Below are 19,360 nucleotides of genomic sequence, written 5' to 3'. Positions count from 1 at the left end.
TACTAATAATTATTCTCTATAGGAGTATATCTTCTCTTCAGGATGTGATTAGATACTATGGATATCCGGAAGATCCAGGTGACCGGAGGCTCATCCTTTGTCCTCTCTTTGCCAAAAAACTGGGCAGTGAAACATAATATACAGAAAAACGATCCAATCGGGATCATCACCCAGGCAGATGGGAATCTGCTGATTACAGCAGATATTAAAGGAATCTCCTCCCAGAGGGAGAAGGAGTTTTTCCTGAAGGACTATGCCGATCCGGATTGCCTTTTCCGATGCTTGATCAGTGCATATATAACAGGATATACTGCGATTAAGATCACTTCAAAAATCAGAATTCCCCCGGAAGTGCGGCAGAGGGTCCGGCTTTACACCCAGATGACCATCGGCCAGGAGGTGGCTGAAGAGAATGATACGTCAATTCTCCTGAAAGATATCTTAAATCCGATTGAGATGCCGCTTGACAATACGATCAAACGGATGTATACGATTGTGAAGTCGATGCATGAGGATGCTATCACCGCACTTGAAGAGAATAATCCTCTACTCTGCCAGGATATCATCTCACGTGATAACGATATCGATCGCCTCCACTGGCTGATCAGCAGGCAGTATCACCTGATCACACATAATCCGTCCCTTTCACGGAAGATGAATATAACGGTCGGGGCGGCAATGACATTTTTCCAGATATCCAGGACAATTGAGCGGATTGCTGACCATGCCGTAACGATTGCAACAAATATCCAGAGCCTTCTTCTATTGGCCCCCGAATCCGGTGTGGAACCGGATCTCGGATCTGATCTCATCACGAAATTCAGGATCGCGGATGAGATGGCACTATCGATCTTCAAGCGGAGCATGAGATCCTTCTATGACAAAAACATCCGCGAGGCGAATGCAGGAATAGAATCGCTGACTGCGCTTACCCAGCTTTATACCAAACTCAAGCATGAGAGTATACAGCTTAAGAGCCCGTCCAGTATCTATTGCGGATATATTGCAAACAGCATCGCCCGGATAGGTGAGTATTCGAGTGATATTTCAGAGATCGTCATCAACCACTGCATTGGCGAGGAGTAAATTCAAGTAGTGGGGCAGCAATAATCGAAGATGGTGGTACTGTGTCACCTGTTTTTGATCTGAATACAATGAACTGGGAGACGAATGTCGAGAAAGCAGCAGATCCAGTCGCCGTCCTCTTTTATTCTCCGACATGCCCCCATTGCAGATCGATAATGCCCTATTTCGAAAACTATGCGGGGGAGCTTGAAGGTGCAATCAGCTTCGTCAGGATAGATATCTCAATTAATCCCTGGATTGCTGAGCGCTACGGGATTATGAGCACGCCCACATTTGCTGTCTTCTGCCAGGGCCGTCCTGTAGCCCAGATTGTGGGCGCCGTCTATCCGGCACTCATCAGGAAGATGATCGAGGAGGGAATGAAGAATGCAAAGGAATGCGCCGGACAATCGACTGTAATTGACTATGAGATCACCGGGTATGGATGATCTCACTTCAACCATACCATTTTTTATTCATATCGGTTCTTCCGCATATGGGTGGTCATCGCAAATACATAAGGCTTATAAGATGAAATGGCTCTTGTCTGAACCCTTTTAGCCCGCAACATGAGAAGTATACTGTACATCGAATTCAGGAAGGTTCGATTTTCTTACGAAATTGGATGGATATTGGTGTCATCTGGATCGGGCTGATCGGGAGGATCCAGGCCTGAATTGATTCCGAATGAAAATCAGTTAGATTTCTCCAAAAAATTCATCTCTTTGGTCAACCTTTTGATCCTCTGCTATCACTGATATCTGCAATGCTCACAATTTCATGCTTTTTTTTGGATGCCGCACAGGATCGCGGAGCCGGGATGAATAACAGAAGAGCAGGCAGTTTTGAATCATTTGGATCCTTCTCCTTTTATCCGATAAAGAATATGACAACAAGTGAAGGAGGGATGGGGACAACTAATGATCAAATTCTTGCTGAGAAGGTGCGGCTTCTTGTGAATCATTGGCAGGGCGAAGAAGTATCTCCATTTGATGTTCAGGTAAATCTCCGTAGGACTGATATCGGAGCGGCAATCGGGCTTGTGCAGCCTGGCAGGCTTGAATACTATAATGAGGTGCGGATTTGGAATGCGAGTTTTTAAGATGAACTGATTTCCGCACCCGGAATTTCCATGCCCCCGGGTGGGGTCGGGTGTCAGGCATGTCTATTGCCAGTATGTGATGCAGGTTCGCAAGGGATGCCTTTTTCCCGTGACAAGCCTGCAGCATACATGAAGGTCGATGGAGTCGAAACCACAATTTATTACCCAAAATCCCTTCTAAAACAAGCCGGTATACCGGGGGAATGTGTCTGCCTGTCTCATTGCCAGACAGCTTGCAGAAGAGGTATTATCACTTCCTGTGCATCCGGGTGTTTTGAAGAAGAAGCTGCTATCATATTCTGCATCCCAAACTCTATTGGAAGAGAATGATGTTCTCTGACGATTAATCGCTATCCGGGTTCTTTGCTATAGCTCCATTCTGAAATGGCAATATCTGTTATCAGATCCCGGTTTGATCGTCCAGCATCGTTTCCAGCTCTTCCACCTTCTCGACATAACCACGGATATCCCCTTTTCTCAGCAAACCGTTTGCATTCATGTACCTCACCTTTCCATAGACTGGTCGTTCCTTCCAGGCACGGTCATGTTTGCCAAAGCACCAGGCAACCCCGGCATAGCCATTTGGATCGCGGCCGTCGAGTTCATATATATCGTTTAGCTGAATTGTATTCTGGTATGCGATTTCCGGGGTGTCAGACCACTCAAGGATCTTCTTCCCCCAGTACATCCGCATGTAATTATGCATTCTACCGGTGAGCAGCATCTCCTTCTGGGCTGCATTCCAGAAGGGATCATGCGTCTCTGCATGCCGGAGTTCTTCTAGTGAATAGGTATATTCCCGCAGATCATCCCGGTGTTCGCCTAATGTTTTTAAAGCCCAATCAGGCAGGCAGTCAATCTGGTCATACTTTTCGTTATACCAGACAAAGTTTATTGCCAGTTCGCGCCGCACGATTAGCTCTTCCAGAAACCCTGCGCGTCCGGCAGCGGCGCGTGCCACTTCAAGAGGAGATATCTGGCCAAAATGGAGGTACGGAGAAAGACCCGATGTAACCTCAACGCCAGGATCGTTTCTTGTTCTGTCATAGAGTGTTACAGGAGTGGCGAGAAATGCCGAGAGCCTCTTCAATGCTTCACTTCTGCCACCGCGTGCAAAGAGGATTTTGGGTGGATCAAAGAAGCCTATCTGCTTCAGCAAGCGATCAGGATCTGATAGAATCTGATCTGAATCATCAATATCATTCAGGGAGTCAGTTTTCAGTTCTATTTTTTCAGTCAGATGAAGAAAATGTGACACCTGGGGGTTTAGTTTTCTCCGAAGCGTGGCAGCAGACCATTCCTCTTTCAGGGAAGCTGCCCTCACCGGAACCACACAATCTGATTCAACCTCAATAACCTGGCAGCCTGTCTGTTCAGCAACAGCATTGCGGATCTGCCGCTCATGCCTGAGATAGCCGCGATCTACGACCAGGAGCGCAGCATCCTGAACAAATCGCGGAACTTCATGAATTGAATCGCCCGTCATCAATGAAAGGGGTATACCGCGTTCAAGGAGATTATTCCTGGTTTCAGCCAGCCCCTCAACCATAAAACGAAATGAATGTGATGTCGCGAGGGGATACTCCGGATCGATACAAAAAACCACATTCAGGGGGATTTGGCGCAGGTTTGCTTCATTGACAGCATATTCAAGGGCATGGTTCTCTTCTGCCCTCTGAGATCGCTGCATCCAGTAAACTACACGATCTCCGCGCCCCTGACTCCCTTCTTTTCGGTAATGTATGCGTTCCGGGCTGATCATGAGATGTGATATCTCGGATCAAGACGATAATACCTCCCATATGCCGGATCAGGAAGTATTTGTTTAATGAGATTCGAATGAGTCTTTGTGAATAGTACTCTTGATTATGAACTTGCAACAAAAGAGCTGGCAGTGATGAAAGCTGCTGTGAAAGGGCCGTGTCATGAGGCAATATCGCTTTTTTCTGATATGGTACTCTCATATTACCAGCAATACGGACGAGATCTCCCCTGGCGAAGAACGACCGATCCATACTCTATCCTTGTTTCAGAAGTAATGCTCCAGCAGACACAGGTGGAACGGGTTGCTCCAAAATTTATCTTTTTCATTGAACAATTCCCAACGATTAATAGCCTTGCATCAGCTCCGCTCTCCGAGGTTCTTTCTGCCTGGTCAGGACTTGGGTATAACCGGAGGGCAATCAATCTCCAGAAAGCGGCAATCATCCTGAGAGACGAGTATGGGGGATCTGTTCCGGACAATCCGGATATTCTTGCTAGGCTCCCGGGTATTGGGAAAGCAACTGCTGCTGCAATCTGTGCATATGCATTCAACATGCCTGTTGTCTATATTGAGACGAATATCAGGCGGATTTGTATCCATTATTTCTTCCAGGATCAAAATGATATTCCTGATACTGAGATTCTGCCGATCATTCATGCTGCTCTCTCTCCGGATAACCCGAGGGAGTGGTATAGCGCACTCATGGATTATGGAACCTATCTGAAAAAACGGCTGCCAAATCCGAACAGGCGAAGCACGCATTATACACGACAGGCTCCTTTCGATGGATCTGATCGAAAGATCCGTGGCCAGGCACTACGCCTCCTCCTTGATAGAAAAAAGATCAACAAAAGTTCCTTTATCAGTGCGCTAAATGCTTCAAATGAAAGAGAGGATGGACGAATCGAGAAGGTACTAAACGACCTCGAAAAGGAAGGTTTTGTCCGTGAGGAAGCCGGCGTCTACTCAATAAAAGAATGAATATAAGTAATCATACATTCTTCAGCGCCACGATATCTTTTACTCCTGACAATTTCCAGACCATCGATCTCTCCTCACGGGCTATAGATTCCGGTGGATCCTGAGGTGAGTGGCCAAGCGCGGCGAGGATATTGTTTGAGAGCTTCCGCTCTGTAATCAGGTTCACAAATTTCTCCCGCACAATTTTCTTCTCTATTGAGTCGGTCACTTCCTCAATCCGCCCCTGCATTGTCACGAATGTGTAACAGGAGAGATCATTTGAGTATTTCTCAACTTCAACGGATACATACGGGCTCTCACGGAAGAGATTTACCTTTCTTCCATACTTTGTCGAGAGGAAATACAGGAATTTGCCATCAAACACATACAGGAAGGGGGCAATATATGGGTACTTTTCACCCTGGAATGCTATACGGGAGACATACCCCTCTTCAATGAGCCGGTCGTACTCCTTCTTCTCCATCTTTGGGATCTTGATAATCTCCATCCATTCACCTAATGATCGATACTGTCTCAGCCCGTTTAAAGCTATTGGTTTTGCATCATCGATATGAATCTATGCCGGCACGGCGTGCAAATATGAGAAAGAGAAATGCTGAAAGAAGTGATATAGCTCCTGCAATTTCAAATAATGCCCGTATATCAAGAATATCCATCAGATGCCCTGATATGATCGGTGCGGTTACCATGCCGACACTCATGGCAGTATTGAATGCACCCATACAGGCTCCCTGTCCAAATTCCCTCCCGGCTATTACAACAACTGCAGTTGATGCCGGTATTGCAAGAGCACTTCCAATGCCCAGGATGAATGAGACAACAAAAAGACCGAAAAAACCTGATGAAAAGGGAATGATGATAAGACAGAGAGAAACAATGACCGTTCCGATAACGATAAGCCCTGTTTTTGAAAAACGATCCGCAAAACCGCCGAATGTGCGTTGGAGGAAACCGGTTGCCAAAATCGACATGGAGATGATGATGCCTGATTCAAAAGCAGTCAGATGAAACCAGAATATTGCTATGACTGGCAGAAATACCATAAATGTGCCATTTGCATATGCATTCATAATCCTGAAAAAAAGGATCGGTTTCATATGGATACTTCCTGCAGCAAGGCGTATGGATGAACGCTTTCTGTGAAGAGTGGGGGCTTCAGGCAAAAATGCCAGACAGATAACGAAAGCAAGACCTGACAGGGCTGCCATAAGCAGAAATACCATCTCAATTCCAACTGAATCAAGAACCGCGCCACCGATCAATGGTCCGCATCCAAGTCCAAGGAAGAGAGAGGCGTTGAACGATCCCATATCGATACCCTCCTTTCCGGGTGGAGAGAAATCCGCTACATATGCCATTGCAACGGGAACTACCATTGCAGAAGCAAAACCATGGGCAATCCGGATGAGGGTCAGCCCGGCCACTGATGAGGCGAAGATATAGGCAACAGAAAGTATGGCAAAAAGGCCAAGTCCAATCAGGATGAAATATTTGCGTCCCTTTCTGTCTGAATATCTGCCGATTAAGGGCATAAACACAGCACGCGAGAGGGCAAAGCCTGAAAAGATCAGTCCGATGCCAATACCCGTTGCGCCAAGGGCATCTGCATAATAAGGGAGCAACGGGACGACAATTCCAAGTCCGAGCATCGAGGCAAAAACCGCGATGAAGATGATACGGAGACTAACTCTCCTCGTCATCAGAATCCCTTCTTTCGCTCATGCTATCAACTGTTTCTATCCAAACCTGTATCAAGATGCGCATGCAACCATAAGAGTGTCTAATGGATATGCAGGATTTCCTACTCCGGGATGGCCTCTTCGATGCTGTTCTTTTTGATCTTGACAATACGCTTGTTGATTTCATATCAGCCAAACAAAAGGCCTGTGTTGCCGTGATTGACGAGCTCGGATGTGGCGACCCTGACATTCTTTTCTCATATTTCCTCAGGAAAAGACATGGATTTGAAGATTACGCCAATATCTTTGACTATCTTTCGGATATGGAGATCACCGGTTCGGCAACTTATCTGAAAGCATGTACAATCTATGAGGATGTGAAACTCTCAAATATACAACCCTACGTAGGGATTGAAGAGGCACTTGATGCCTTTCAATCAAAAGGAATGCGCCTTGGAGTTGTTACGGATGCGGATTCCGTTCAGGCCGAAAAACGCCTGAAGCAGGCAAATCTTAGGGAATACTTTGATGTAGTTATTTCACCGGATATCAGCGGCAGGAGAAAACCCGATCCTGACTCTTTCCTGATGGCGCTTGATTCGCTTCGATCCAACCCGCTTCATGCTATCCATGTCGGCGATAGCATCCGCCGGGATATAGAACCCGCAAAAAGGCTTGGTATGTGTACCATTCATGCTGCATATGGCGACTGGCATCCTGATGAAACAAAAGCGTCCTCTATAAGGACACTCCGTATCGAGCGGCCAGAGGAACTGATTCGTCTTTTGCTTGGTTCCAGATAGCGATTATTGCTCGTTTTTTATCCTTTTTATCATCGAGGAATTGTATTCGTCACTCATCGGATATTCAAGCGTCTCTTTTGAAAGGAAATACGAGAGTGCCGTCCTAATTGCCACTATCGAACCAAGGAGAAGGACGTCTTCCATAGATGGTGCAATGATTGTTGCAAGTAGATCGGCCGCGATGATAAATTCAAGCCCAAATATTAGTTTATTTGTAAAATCTCTTCGTATAGAATCATATGAGAGTGTTCTGTGCTGAAGAACTTCAATCCTGAGGAACCCTATGGCTCCACGGACGCCGCCATAGATGATCATAACAGCACCAATTGCTTCGAAAAGGAGTATAAAGAGATCTAATACATAGTGCAGGTAATCCATAGTTATTGTAACAGTGTGTATGCCACTAGATAAGGATCACGTTTCTTCCATCGCATGTTTATGCTCATATCATAACTCCCCTATTCAAACTGTAGGGTTTGTGGGATATTCTCATCTAGGGTGCGATACAAGATGATTACAGGTGTTCTAAATGAGTAGGAATGGGGGAGTGCTGGATATGATGAGGCTGATGGCCCAAAAGATCCAGTCTATTGCCGATTCGATTGCAGATGAAGAGGTGGACGCGTTCACACATGCTATCCTCTCTGCCAATAGGATCTATGTAATGGGTGCAGGAAGATCAGGACTCGTTGCAAAGGCATTTGCAATGAGGCTAATGCATCTTGGTTTCACCTCGTTTGTGGTTGGTGAAACAATTACACCGGCAATTGAAAAGAATGATATGTTCATCGCTTTTTCAGGATCAGGAAATACAAAATCGATTGCAGATGTTGCCCAGACCGCCAAAGGTATCGGATCAACCATTGGGCTGATCACCTCAAATAAGGATTCGACTATTGGAATAATTGCTGATGTAATCGTTGTGATCGAAAGCCAGAGGGATGCGGTGACAGATGAATCCCATGAATATGACATCCGCCAGATGATGGGAGAACATAAATCCTTTGCACCTCTTGGCACCATCTTTGAGACAACGTCTATGGTCTTCTCTGATGCACTGGTATCTCACATTATGGAGATCACGCAGACCTCTGAAGGGGAGCTGAAGAAAAGACATACGAATATCGAGTAATGAGGATTGTTTATGCAATTTGCAGACAGGGTAATGAATCTTGAGATCTCCGGTATCAGGAAGATCTTCGAATCGGCGGGGCCTGATGCGATCAGCCTTGCCCTTGGCCAGCCGGACTTTGATACGCCCGACCACATTAAGGAAGCAGCAATACAGGCGATCCGGGATGGAAAGACAGGCTATACACAGAATTCAGGCATACCTGAACTTCGGGAGGCAATATGTGCAAAATTTGAGCGTGAAAATGGGCTTAAATACTTGCCCTCAGAGATTATCGCATGTGCAGGTGCGAGTGAAGCACTCAATATTGCTATGCAGGCAATTGTAAATCCCGGTGATCGGGTTGTCTATTCGGATCCTGGTTTTGTCTCCTATGGGGCCTTAGCCGAGCTATCTGGCGGTATTGCCGATCCGGTTCCGCTTGGAGAGGATCTCAGAATAGATATGGATAGAACCTGCGAGGCAATCGATGGTGCCCGGATGATTGTGCTCAACTCCCCCGCTAACCCTACAGGAGTGGTTGAATCCGAGGAGACTATCAGGGGGATCGTTGAATATGCCGATGATCAGGGGACTGTTGTCATCTCAGATGAAGTGTATGAACACTTTATTTATGGAGGAAAACACTACAGCGCAGCTCTTTATGGAGATAATGTCATCACCATCAATGCTACCAGCAAAACCTATGCCATGACGGGATGGCGGCTTGGCCTTCTGGCAGCACCTTTAGAGATTGCCGAGGAATGCCTGAAAGTCCATCAGTATACCATCGCCTGTGCATCGTCCATCTCCCAGTATGCTGCTCTCGCAGGATACACCGGCGATCAGAGCGTTGTCGCAAGAATGCGGGATGAATATCGCGACCGCCGTGATCTGATGGTGAAAGGATTGCAGGGGCTGGGTTTTGAGTTCCCGGTACCTGAAGGAGCATTCTATCTCTTCGTGCCTATGGGGACTGAACTGATGGAAGCGATCATCGCAGCAGGCGTTATCATTGTGCCTGGAACCGCATTTGGTGAGCATGGAGCAGGATATGCACGGATCAGTTATGCAGCCTCACAGGATGCCCTGAAAGAAGCACTTAATCGAATTGAAAGCGTTATATAAGTGATTATTGTGGTACTTGAATTACTCAGGCGACTCTCGGATGCACATGGACTTTCCGGGCATGAACAGAATATCGTGGAGATTATCAGAGCTGAAATTACCCCATATGTGGATGAGATTAAGGTTGACTCGATGGGCAACCTCATTGCAGTAAAGAAAGGGAGCGATTTCAAAGTGATGCTTGCCGCCCATATGGATGAGATCGGGTGTATGGTCCAGTACATTGATGAACGTGGTTTCATCAGGTTTGTCACAATTGGCGGCTGGTTTACCCCTGCCCTCTATGCCCAGCGAGTGATCATCCATGGAAAGAAAGGTCCTGTCATAGGTGTTCTTGGCGGAAAGCCACCTCACATGATGACTGATGAGGACAAAAAGAAGTCATTGAAGCAGGACGATCTCTTCATCGATGTCGGTGCCGCCTCGGCTGAAGAAGTGGCGGGTCTTGGGATCGAGATCGGGTGCCCAATCACGATCGATCGTGAGCTGAAAGAACTTGCTGGCACGCGGGTCACTGGAAAGGCTTTTGATGACAGGGTCGGTGTTGCGATGATTATCGAGACGCTGAAACACCTTGAGACCGATCATACGCTCTACGCCGTTTTTACTGTACAGGAAGAGGTCGGGCTGAAGGGTGCGAAGACGAGTGCTTATTCAATAAAACCGGATTGTGCAATAGCAATCGATGTCACTATACCCGGTGATCATCCGGGCATTGACAAAAAAGATGCAAGTATTGAGATGGGGAAAGGACCTGTTGTCATTCTTGTATCGGCAAGTGGGAGAGGGCTTTTATCTGACCAGAAGATGGTTCAGTGGCTCCGCGAATCGGCAGATTCAGCCGGCATTTCATACCAGATTGAGGTTGGGACAGGCGGCAATACCGATGCAACAATCATTCATCTCGAGCAGGGTGGCATTCCAAGCGTTCCATTTTCAATTCCAGCTCGTTACATCCATTCTCCTGTTGAAGTTGTTGATATGCAGGATATCAGGGATGGAATCCGGATCCTTACTGAAGCTCTGAAATCAAAGCCTGAAAATTGGGAATGATCCCAATTTTTTCAGAGAATATTATATAAAAAGTGCAATGGTCGTCAGGGGTGTCTGATGAACTTAATGTCTGCTGGCATTCTGTTATTCAGCATATTATTCCTCTGTTTGCTCATCTGAAGTTCTGACGGGCTTCATTGATGGGAAGAGAATCACTTCCTTGATGGAGTTCTGCCCTGTTGCGAGCATCACAAGCCGGTCAATACCTATCCCAACCCCGCCGGTCGGGGGCATTCCATATCCAAGTGCATTGATAAAGTCATAATCGATCATCTGGGCTTCAAGATCACCACGCTGGCGTTTTGCATCCTGCTCCTCAAACCGCGCCTTCTGGTCAAGGGGATCATTTAGTTCCGAGAACCCATTTGCAAGCTCCATCCCGGCAACGAAGAGTTCAAACCGTTCCGTATAGCCCGGCTTTGACCTGTGCTTTTTTGCGAGTGGAGAGTTCTCGATCGGGAAGTCATAGATGAATGTCGGCTGGATAAGCGTCGGTTCGACAAAATGTTCAAAGAAGAGGACAAGGAATTCACCAGGTGAACCGGCTTTATCCCAGCCATCGATTCTCTCCTTCTCTGCAAGCTTCCTGAGCTCTTCAACTGATTGGGCATGGATATCAATGCCGGCTGCATCAAGTACTGCCTTTTCCATGGATATCCGTCTCCAGGGCCTGGAATAGCCTATCATCTTTCCATCAAATTCCACTTCAGATGTCCCGGCTGCATCCTGTATGATGCCGGAAATGAGCTCCTCGGTGAGACTCATCATATCGTTATAGTCTGCATATGCCGAATAGATCTCAACCATCGAGAACTCAGGGTTGTGATGGGTATCGATGTCCTCGTTCCTGAAGTTTTTGGCAATCTCAAAGACTTTCTCAAAGCCCCCGACAATCAGGCGCTTCAGGTAGAGTTCCGGAGCAATTCTGAGGTAGAGTTTCTGATCGAGATAGTTGTGGTATGTCGTGAATGGCCGGGCATTTGCACCTCCATAAATCGGCTGGATAGTTGGAGTCTCAAATTCCATAAACCCGTTCCCGGAGAGATCTGATCTGAGCTTGCTGATGATTCTGCTCCGGGTTTTAAAAATTGATCGCGCCTCATCGTTTATGATGAGATCGAGGTATCGTTGGCGGTATCTCGTCTCAACATTTGTCAGACCATGGTACTTTTCAGGAAGTGGACAGATTGCCTTGGAGAGAAGAGTGATCTCATCAACCCAGATACTGATCTCGCCAACCTTTGTCCTGAAGATATGTCCTCTGACACCGACGATGTCCCCGACATCTATATTTTTTGCAAAGAAGGAAAACGCATCATCGCCAAGATCATTTTTCCGGATATAAAGCTGAATCCTTCCGCTTTCATCTCCAAGATCGGCAAAGACAGTCTTCCCATGTGATCGCTTGGTATAGAGCCTGCCTGCAACAGATACTGCCTCTTCACTTTTTTCATGCGAGATTTCTGAGAATCTGTCTTTTATCTCAGCTGCATGATCTATTCTTGCATATTCCCAGGGATAGACTAAAATCCCGCTCTCCTGCAGTTCCTTGAGTTTATCCACTTTCTGTTCATCAAAATTCAGGCCGGGCGTCTCATTCATTCATTATCTCCCTCTGTGAGAGTGTTTCTGGATATGATTTCTTTGCGAAAATTGCAATTCATCAAAATCCTGTTAACCAAATATAATCGCAGGGAGAAGTATTAAGGTGTGAGGGTGGGCTTCATCCTCACGAAAAAACATCTGTGATGCCATCGAGGGCAACAGGCATATAAGATGAAAATGATGGTTGTTTCCATACATTTTCAATTAAAAAGATTACCTGGATTTAGCCTGCACCCTTGGCTCAATGATCGACCAGATCATCTCTGCAAGTTCACGGACATTCTTTGTCTGGATATAGATCTCTCCAGGCCCTGTAATCTCTGTGACCAGACCTTCACCTGAGAGAAGAGTCTCTTTTAAACCTCCGAACTTCGTTACACGGTACTGGCAGGTGTCGCTGAAGGCAACAAGATGGAAGTTATCAACGACCATCTTTTCACCATCTTTTAGGACATGTTTATCGATTGCTCCAAACGTATTAATGAAGAGCGTCCCCTCTCCCGAGACCTTTATCATCAACAGCCCCTGCCCGAAGAGGCCTTTTGTGAAGCCCTCCCACTTCATGTTCAGGTCAACTCCTTCAGTTGCGGCAAGATACGATGACTTCTGGACGATATAGCCCTTTCCGGGTGCTATCTGGAGGGTGTCCACATCACCAAGCGGAGCTGCACTGAATGCGGCCTCGGCGGGTTCGTTTCCGGCTGTATAATCTGTAACAAAGAAGCTCTGCCCCCCAAGAAGCGAGAGCCCGATCGACCCGAGGAGGCTCTTCTCGCGTTTTCTTGTCGATACAGTAATCGAGGGATGCATATACGTCATCGCACCGGCTTCTGCTGTGATCTTCTCACCGGGACTTAAAGTTACCACCAGGAGTGAGAAGGATGGTTTGTACCGAATCTCGTATTTCATCGTTTTTCACCTGATGTTCTGTATATGCTGGAAAATAGATGAAGGTATCCCGGTGGGGCATGGAAAAAATACGAAAACGATTCGATCCTTGAATTTTAACAAAAAGATGAAACGCCCCGGCCGGGACTTGAACCCGGGTCAAAAGCTCCGCAGGCTTCTAGGATATCCACTACCCTACCGGGACCCTGCAAAGGTGCTCTACTCTATACGTGATGTTCTGATAAAAAGATATTGATTAGTTAATGGGCTCTGTCAAAATTCCAGTCTCGGGGAGTTGCATCCTGACCTCTGCTCTCACAAAATTCCCTCCAAAGGTGATATGATACACGCCTGTTCTCCGTATCGTGATTGCCAGATTGGTATTCTGAGTATAGCCACGGCCATATCCGTCCTGCACGATGATCTCTCCTGTTCCGGCATTTCGGACAGTACATTCAAACCATGCGAGGTCTGAGGGTCTTGTATAAACGACTGAAAAATCTTTTGATCCATATTGGCTCACAACTGAACGAGTTACAGTTTCAGGAGTGATTGTAGCGGTAATGATGAGTGGTGCCTGTGTCACCTCGACGATCATCGCGGTTTCAGTAAACTGAGGATGAATCGTTTCAGAATAGATCGTCTTGTAACCGACGGTTTCCGGCTGTGCGGTGGCACTTGCAGGCGTTGGCTCGCCCTGAGGCCTGGATGTCCCTGTTGCATAGGGAGTTGCTGGTATGACATATGATGGATCAAGGACAGCAGCAGGCGTCGCTGTGGGTGGTGCCGTTGGCTGCATCAGTTCTGGCGTGGATTCCGGGTTCTCCACCATTGTCTGTGGGGGGGCAGTACACCCTCCCGCGAGAACAAGGAGGAGGAATGCAATAAACAGATACTTCCCATTCCCCAGGCTCATGGTTCATCAGTTGCCACTTAAAGTATATAAGAGAAGATGGTTGAATCAGTGATGACCCTCATCGTAAGAGAGTATAACCCCGGAATACACCTCCACTGCTTTTCTGAGATCTTCATGCCGGACCCGCTCATCAATGGCATGCAGCGTCCTGATATCTCCTGGCCCATATTCAACCACATCGAAACCTTTCTTTCGGAGCTCCCGTGCATCACTGGCAGCCCACTGGACGATCGGCTCAGTTGTTATTCCATATGTTCTGCCAATCTGATTACAGATTCGATGTACAATACCCGCATCAGGCGGAGTTAGTGATGGGTTCCAGACACTTGAAGGTTGAATGTTGACATCAGGCACCAATGATTGGATCTCTCTCTGGAGCTCATGGGCGTCACATCCAAAAGGCAGTCGAAGATCGACTTCAAGAACGCATTTCTGGGCAACGATATTGGCTTTTTCCCCACCTGATATGATCCCGGGATTATACATAATCCTGGTGAGAACGGATCGAAGATTGGGTATCTGGAAGATCGTCTCAAGGACTCTCTCTGAATGATCGATAATACCTGCCATAGCCGGATCTATCGGAAATTCACGTTCGTGGAGAGATTTCAAAAAGCCAAGGAACTTCAGAGCCTCCATCACTGCACTTGTCCCAATTGCAGGATACAACGAGCTATGTCCTGGAGTGCCGTTGAAGGTCATACTAAAGCGATACAGCCCTTTCTGTCCGATACATGGAGCTATTGCCGGAGTTGGCTCGGCAATTATACAGTCTGAGGGGAGGATCAGTTCTTTTTCAAGGAGGTGATGTATGCCGTGAGGACCTCCTACCTCCTCGTCGCAGACAAAGGCAAGGGAGACGGCGGGTTCATGGCCAGTATCTATGAGTTCTCCAATTGCTGCAATTATTGCGGCACAGCCTCCCTTCATGTCGGTGCTGCCCCTGCCCCAGACAAAGGTGTCATCGACAAAGCCGGAATAAGGCGGATGTGTCCAACCCTCATCAAGGGCTGGAACCACATCGACATGCCCGCAGAGGAGAAGGGGATCTCCCTGTCTCCGTGTTATGAGATTGCAATGGCCCGGGGCATTCTCAATTGTATCTGTGGCGATGCCAAGTGAACTGAGGAGATTGCTGAGGTATTCAATGACGTCTGAGGTGATCCCCGGGGGGTTCTCACTGTTTATCCTGATAAGCTCCGAACATATCCGAACCGGATCCATAATGGCATCCTATATTGTCTGATTCTGTTTGAATGCTTCAAAGAGCGATGCCAGCGAGGCTCCTTTGTATATGCTCTTTATAAGATCCTTCTGGAAGAGATCCTCGATCATGCTGTGGTACACGTGTGCCGGAATCGGTTTTGTTGATGCCGGATCGAGCACAATCCGAAAACTCCTGTACTGGGCTGGATCAGAATCAGAGTAAATGCCCTGCCAGATAAGTGGAAGTTTTCCATAGGTTTCCGGATTGTTCTCTCTCAGCCAGTTCACAAATGGACGGAAGAGCGGACGATCCCCTTTCTTCTCCTCGTCAATTCTCCACCGCATATATTCTCCAGCCATGATGGATCTCGGGGATTCGTAACTATATCCGGCAATGCTCAGCGTATAATCTATATGAGCAACGGCATCAATCCAGTGAAACCACAATACCGGGTGGAATTCTGATACAGATTCAAGAACAAGAGATTTTGAATAGAGATACTCTAGTTCACGAACATATTCATTTTTCTCCATCATCATATGGGAATATATGAAGGGGTGAGAAAAAAGGATTACTGTGGCTGCAGATGATATGATTCGATGAAGGATGGTATCGGGGGAAGGTTGCTACAAGAAAGGATTGTGACAACCTCATATGGAGGGGTTCTGTTACTGATTAAAAGGTCTACGCTGTTGAACTGCCTTATGGATCAACGCATCCAGCTCTTCGCCGCTTTTTCCCCTGACATCGACCTCATTATCTCTCCTGAGAAGGCATGGCTTGAGCTTACCATCTGAAGTGACCCTGATGCGGTTACAATGCGCACAGAATTCTGTATTATGCAATGGGCGCACCACCTCAACTTCGGCACCGTCGACACAATATTTTTTTCTGTGATGCATCCTTCGTGTCAGTATCTCCGTCGACTGCGAAGCGATCTTCTTCTCGAGATTATCCACATCTGCATGGGAGGTGCAGTCATTAAATTCCATCAATTCAATAATCTGAAGTACTAGATCCCGGTTCCCCCGAACAAACTGGAAGAAATCAGGGATCTCATCATCATTGATGCCTTTTAGAAGGACCATATTTAATTTGACTGGAGTTAGGCCTGCATCAAGGGCAGCGTCAATACCGGCAAGCACATCCCCCAGGAGATCTTTTCCTGTAATCTGCTTATACCTATCCTGCCTGAGTGTATCAAGGCTGATATTTACACGTGATAACCCTGCATCCTTCAGGTCATGAGCAATATCCTCAAGAAGCGTCCCGTTCGTTGTCATTGAAGACTCGATATGTGATGGAACTGATCTGATAATTTCTGTCAGATCATCTCGCAGTGTGGGTTCGCCCCCTGTGAATTTCATGCTCCGTATCGGATAGCGGGAGAATGCATGTATAATTGTTTTAATCTCGTCAGTACTCAACTGGTTCTTTGGATGCTCTTCACCTTCTGCATGGCAATAGATACAGTTGAGATTACAGGCGGGTGTCAGGGAGATCCTCACATTTGTTATCTGACGCCCGAATGGATCAATCAGTGCCTGGTTCATTTCGTGCATGTATATAGTTCTTCGCAATTATATAGGTCTCAGTACTGCCTTTCCGGGTGGCTTTTGTACGATATACACGGACTGAATAGAAATTCGCCCTTACATCTGCGAGAAAATCATTGAACAGTTCCCCCTGGAAAGTTTTTACAATAAAATTTCCTCCCTGTTTCAGGATGGCTTTGGCAAAACGAAGCGCTTCTTCATTCAGATCGATTATGCGCGCCTGATCGTAGCTCTTTTTTCCGGATAGTTTTGGTGAGGCATCGCAGGTGACAATACTTACAGGATCGATAATCCTTTTGACTTGCGCGAGTATAAGCGGGTTCGTGAAGTCGCCTGTTATTGTAGTGACTCCCTGAAGAGGTGCAATTGGCGAGAGATCAACCCCGACAATTACCCCTTCGGTGAGATTTCTCAATACCTGTAGCCAGGATCCCGGTGCCGATCCGAGATCTACCACCGAATCTGTTGGCCGTATGATCTCAAATTTTGCCTGGATATCAAGCAATTTATATGAAGCACGGGACCGGTACCCTTCACCTATTGCACTGGTATACGTCGGATCTCGTGACCATTGTGAACCCATATCTCTCTTCTCCTAAGAATTTCATGCCGATGGTGCAGAAACAAATCATTTATCATTGGACATGTTGATATTAGAACAATATAATTATCCGTATTTAGTTCGTAACAGTAAGTTAAGGGGTTTGTGATGTTAAAAGCAACTATTGATGCAGATACCTTCAGAGAGTTGATCGACGCCATATCTGCCCTTGTTGGAGAATGCCGCCTCCACGTAAGTGAAAGCGGAATTGCTACCCGGGCAGTCGACACCTCAAATGTCGCCATGATCTCACTTGAACTGGATGCAGCCGCATTTCAGACATACAGTGCAACGCAGACTGAGATAGGGCTCGATATTGCAAAGATGAAGAATATCCTCGGGATGGTTGGAAAGAACGATCCAATCGATCTTGAATTGGATGCTGAAGGAAGGAAGCTCTCTGTCAGCTTTAAAAGCTATCGTTATTCGATATCACTTCTTGATACAAAAACGATCCGAAAAGATCCAAACCCGCCCACCCTGAACCTGCCGGCAGTGGTAAAGGTCACTGGAGAAGTCCTCAACAATGCAATAAAAGCTGCTTCTGTAGTCTCAGATAAGATCGCATTTAAAATAGATCCAACAAAGCCCGCATTTACAATGATTGCAGAAGGCGATACTGACAACATCAAACTCGAACTTGGAAAAGATGAGATTGAGTTTGTTCAGGTTGCCGAAGCTCGTTCGCTCTTCTCACTTGATTATCTGAAAGATATGGGGAAGGTGATCGGACGATCCAATCTTATTGAGATTCAGCTTGGGATTGATCATCCTGTCCAGTTCCTCTTTACCATCGCCCAGGACAGCGGGCGTGTCACCTATCTCCTTGCGCCCCGTATTGAGGCAGATTGATGAAGATAAGGCTTGAACTGCAGGATCTTGCCCATTACCCTTTTTTAAAAGAAGCGCAGGAAGTGATCGCGTCACGCGGATTATCACTTGCCACCATCACCCGAACTCCTGAGAGCAGACTATATCTTCAGGCTGCCATTGAACGGATACGTGAGGCTGCCCTCTATAAGAAAGGACAGACCTGGATGGATAGCGAGGATCCGTTTCTTGATATCATAAGTTATGGTCTTGCACGGGTGCTTGTCTCATGCATTCATAACCGATCAGCTAATGGCTCCCTTGCCAGATATGAGGCCGAACGTGCTTTATATTTTCTTCAGGCAATTGAAGAGAACGAGAATATTCGGCGCCATATTTTCAGGGAGCTTGATATGCCCCTATCAGGAAAGGAGATGTCATTTGTCCGCTACATCGAAATCACACAGACACTCCGTGAAGAGAGTTTCAGGCTCGTCAACAGGGATCTCATACATGGCATGGTTACGCTGAGCGGAGAGGAAGAGAATCTTCTCCTTCGCGAACGGATACGAATCCTCCTCCTTGAACAACTACCGCTGGATCTCCCGGAAACGATTTGCGAAACCTTCTCTGAAAGCATATCGGAGGTGCAGAAGATCTTCGCCGAACGAACTGTTGAAGAATATGGGGAAGTCGAAGAGTCGCGGTTTCCTCCATGCATACAGTCACTCTATGATGCCGCAGTTTCCGGTAAATATCTCACTCATTCAGGCAGGTTCGCATTGACAACATTCCTCCATACAATCGGCATGGAAACAACAGGGATCATTGGCATCTTCTCACAGGGTAGCGACTTTAATATTGATGTAACATCCTATCAGGTAAATCATATCATCAGCCAGGGAAACGATGGCTATACCACACCATCCTGCGCGACGATGATGACGCATGGCATCTGTTTTGGTAAGAACGCAAAATGTAAATTGATCAGCCATCCGCTTTCCTATTACCGGAAAGAAAAGAAGGGAAGTTCAAAGACGGTCAAAAAGCCGTCCGGAGATGAGATACATAAGGGCATGTGAGTTCCACT

The 19,360-nt window shown here is 46.8% G+C and carries 21 protein-coding genes and 1 tRNA gene; 10 read left to right on the top strand and 12 right to left on the bottom strand.

Going from position 1 to position 19,360, the window contains the following annotated elements; genetic code table 11:
- The first annotated feature begins 57 nt into the window (after positions 1–57).
- From FTO68_RS01250 to FTO68_RS01240, 3 genes are all read left to right on the top strand, one after another.
- Positions 58–1,086: a phosphate uptake regulator PhoU gene (locus FTO68_RS01250; RefSeq protein ID WP_255331539.1), complete on the top strand. Its 1,029-nt coding sequence runs from the start codon at positions 58–60 to the stop codon at positions 1,084–1,086.
- A gap of 41 nt (positions 1,087–1,127) precedes the next feature.
- Positions 1,128–1,514 (top strand): thioredoxin family protein, encoded by a 387-nt coding sequence (locus FTO68_RS01245; RefSeq protein ID WP_255331538.1) that lies wholly within the window; start codon positions 1,128–1,130, stop codon positions 1,512–1,514.
- A gap of 266 nt (positions 1,515–1,780) precedes the next feature.
- Positions 1,781–2,167, top strand: coding sequence for a DegT/DnrJ/EryC1/StrS family aminotransferase (locus FTO68_RS01240; RefSeq protein WP_255331662.1), 387 nt, complete (start codon positions 1,781–1,783; stop codon positions 2,165–2,167).
- 400 nt (positions 2,168–2,567) lie between these two features.
- Here the strand turns inward: FTO68_RS01240 and FTO68_RS01235 are convergent, their stop codons facing one another.
- Positions 2,568–3,929, bottom strand: coding sequence for a deoxyribodipyrimidine photo-lyase (locus FTO68_RS01235; RefSeq protein WP_255331537.1), 1,362 nt, complete (start codon positions 3,927–3,929; stop codon positions 2,568–2,570).
- An 87-nt stretch (positions 3,930–4,016) separates the two neighbouring features.
- Between FTO68_RS01235 and FTO68_RS01230 the strand changes: the two genes are divergently transcribed.
- Positions 4,017–4,913: an A/G-specific adenine glycosylase gene (locus FTO68_RS01230; RefSeq protein ID WP_255331536.1), complete on the top strand. Its 897-nt coding sequence runs from the start codon at positions 4,017–4,019 to the stop codon at positions 4,911–4,913.
- Between the two features lie 10 nt (positions 4,914–4,923).
- Here the strand turns inward: FTO68_RS01230 and FTO68_RS01225 are convergent, their stop codons facing one another.
- Positions 4,924–5,400 (bottom strand): pyridoxamine 5'-phosphate oxidase family protein, encoded by a 477-nt coding sequence (locus tag FTO68_RS01225; protein WP_255331535.1) that lies wholly within the window; start codon positions 5,398–5,400, stop codon positions 4,924–4,926.
- Between the two features lie 55 nt (positions 5,401–5,455).
- Entirely contained in the window at positions 5,456–6,613 is a 1,158-nt protein-coding gene (locus tag FTO68_RS01220) for an MFS transporter (RefSeq protein ID WP_255331534.1), read from the bottom strand.
- An 89-nt stretch (positions 6,614–6,702) separates the two neighbouring features.
- Here FTO68_RS01220 and FTO68_RS01215 point away from each other — a divergent pair, with 89 nt between their 5' ends.
- Positions 6,703–7,395 (top strand): HAD family hydrolase, encoded by a 693-nt coding sequence (locus FTO68_RS01215; RefSeq protein ID WP_255331533.1) that lies wholly within the window; start codon positions 6,703–6,705, stop codon positions 7,393–7,395.
- A gap of 3 nt (positions 7,396–7,398) precedes the next feature.
- Here the strand turns inward: FTO68_RS01215 and FTO68_RS01210 are convergent, their stop codons facing one another.
- Complete coding sequence (locus tag FTO68_RS01210; RefSeq protein WP_255331532.1) at positions 7,399–7,710, bottom strand: DUF1622 domain-containing protein; 312 nt, start codon at positions 7,708–7,710, stop codon at positions 7,399–7,401.
- Positions 7,711–7,924: 214 nt separating this feature from the next.
- Here FTO68_RS01210 and hxlB point away from each other — a divergent pair, with 214 nt between their 5' ends.
- Genes hxlB through FTO68_RS01195 form a run of 3 tightly spaced genes read left to right on the top strand, consistent with a single transcriptional unit; the run spans position 7,925 to position 10,687 of the window.
- Positions 7,925–8,527 (top strand): 6-phospho-3-hexuloisomerase, encoded by a 603-nt coding sequence (gene hxlB, locus FTO68_RS01205; RefSeq protein ID WP_255331531.1) that lies wholly within the window; start codon positions 7,925–7,927, stop codon positions 8,525–8,527.
- Between the two features lie 12 nt (positions 8,528–8,539).
- Positions 8,540–9,634 carry a pyridoxal phosphate-dependent aminotransferase gene (locus tag FTO68_RS01200; protein ID WP_255331530.1) on the top strand — a complete coding sequence of 365 codons (1,095 nt, stop codon included), beginning with the start codon at positions 8,540–8,542 and terminating at the stop codon, positions 9,632–9,634.
- 9 nt (positions 9,635–9,643) lie between these two features.
- Complete coding sequence (locus tag FTO68_RS01195; protein ID WP_255331529.1) at positions 9,644–10,687, top strand: M42 family metallopeptidase; 1,044 nt, start codon at positions 9,644–9,646, stop codon at positions 10,685–10,687.
- 96 nt (positions 10,688–10,783) lie between these two features.
- Here FTO68_RS01195 and lysS read toward each other — a convergent pair whose 3' ends face one another.
- The 8 genes from lysS to FTO68_RS01155 form a co-directional block, all read right to left on the bottom strand.
- Positions 10,784–12,289: a lysine--tRNA ligase gene (gene lysS / locus FTO68_RS01190; RefSeq protein ID WP_255331528.1), complete on the bottom strand. Its 1,506-nt coding sequence runs from the start codon at positions 12,287–12,289 to the stop codon at positions 10,784–10,786.
- 216 nt (positions 12,290–12,505) lie between these two features.
- Positions 12,506–13,201, bottom strand: coding sequence for a TIGR00266 family protein (locus tag FTO68_RS01185; RefSeq protein ID WP_255331527.1), 696 nt, complete (start codon positions 13,199–13,201; stop codon positions 12,506–12,508).
- Between the two features lie 112 nt (positions 13,202–13,313).
- Positions 13,314–13,385, bottom strand: a tRNA-Arg gene (locus tag FTO68_RS01180).
- 51 nt (positions 13,386–13,436) lie between these two features.
- Positions 13,437–14,096: a hypothetical protein gene (locus FTO68_RS01175; RefSeq protein WP_255331526.1), complete on the bottom strand. Its 660-nt coding sequence runs from the start codon at positions 14,094–14,096 to the stop codon at positions 13,437–13,439.
- 45 nt (positions 14,097–14,141) lie between these two features.
- Positions 14,142–15,320, bottom strand: coding sequence for a M20 family metallopeptidase (locus FTO68_RS01170; protein WP_255331525.1), 1,179 nt, complete (start codon positions 15,318–15,320; stop codon positions 14,142–14,144).
- A gap of 9 nt (positions 15,321–15,329) precedes the next feature.
- Positions 15,330–15,842 (bottom strand): hypothetical protein, encoded by a 513-nt coding sequence (locus FTO68_RS01165; RefSeq protein WP_368659862.1) that lies wholly within the window; start codon positions 15,840–15,842, stop codon positions 15,330–15,332.
- A gap of 129 nt (positions 15,843–15,971) precedes the next feature.
- The gene (moaA, locus tag FTO68_RS01160) at positions 15,972–16,865 is read right to left on the bottom strand and encodes a GTP 3',8-cyclase MoaA (RefSeq protein ID WP_255331524.1); all 894 of its coding nucleotides are present in this window, start codon (positions 16,863–16,865) and stop codon (positions 15,972–15,974) included.
- The gene (locus FTO68_RS01155; protein WP_255331523.1) at positions 16,837–17,442 is read right to left on the bottom strand and encodes an RlmE family RNA methyltransferase; all 606 of its coding nucleotides are present in this window, start codon (positions 17,440–17,442) and stop codon (positions 16,837–16,839) included. The genes moaA and FTO68_RS01155 overlap by 29 nt, the downstream gene beginning before the upstream one ends.
- A 126-nt stretch (positions 17,443–17,568) precedes the next feature.
- On the opposite strand from FTO68_RS01155, the gene FTO68_RS01150 reads away from it, so the two are divergent.
- Positions 17,569–18,312: a DNA polymerase sliding clamp gene (locus FTO68_RS01150; RefSeq protein WP_255331522.1), complete on the top strand. Its 744-nt coding sequence runs from the start codon at positions 17,569–17,571 to the stop codon at positions 18,310–18,312.
- The gene (locus FTO68_RS01145; RefSeq protein WP_255331521.1) at positions 18,312–19,352 is read left to right on the top strand and encodes a DNA primase large subunit PriL; all 1,041 of its coding nucleotides are present in this window, start codon (positions 18,312–18,314) and stop codon (positions 19,350–19,352) included. The genes FTO68_RS01150 and FTO68_RS01145 overlap by 1 nt, the downstream gene beginning before the upstream one ends.
- The last annotated feature ends 8 nt before the right edge of the window (positions 19,353–19,360 follow it).

It is taken from the genome of Methanocalculus taiwanensis, assembly GCF_024372745.1.
GTDB lineage: Archaea > Halobacteriota > Methanomicrobia > Methanomicrobiales > Methanocorpusculaceae > Methanocalculus > Methanocalculus taiwanensis.
The sequence above is the reverse complement of the archived record's forward strand: the minus strand, read 5'-3'. Positions and strand labels throughout refer to the sequence as shown.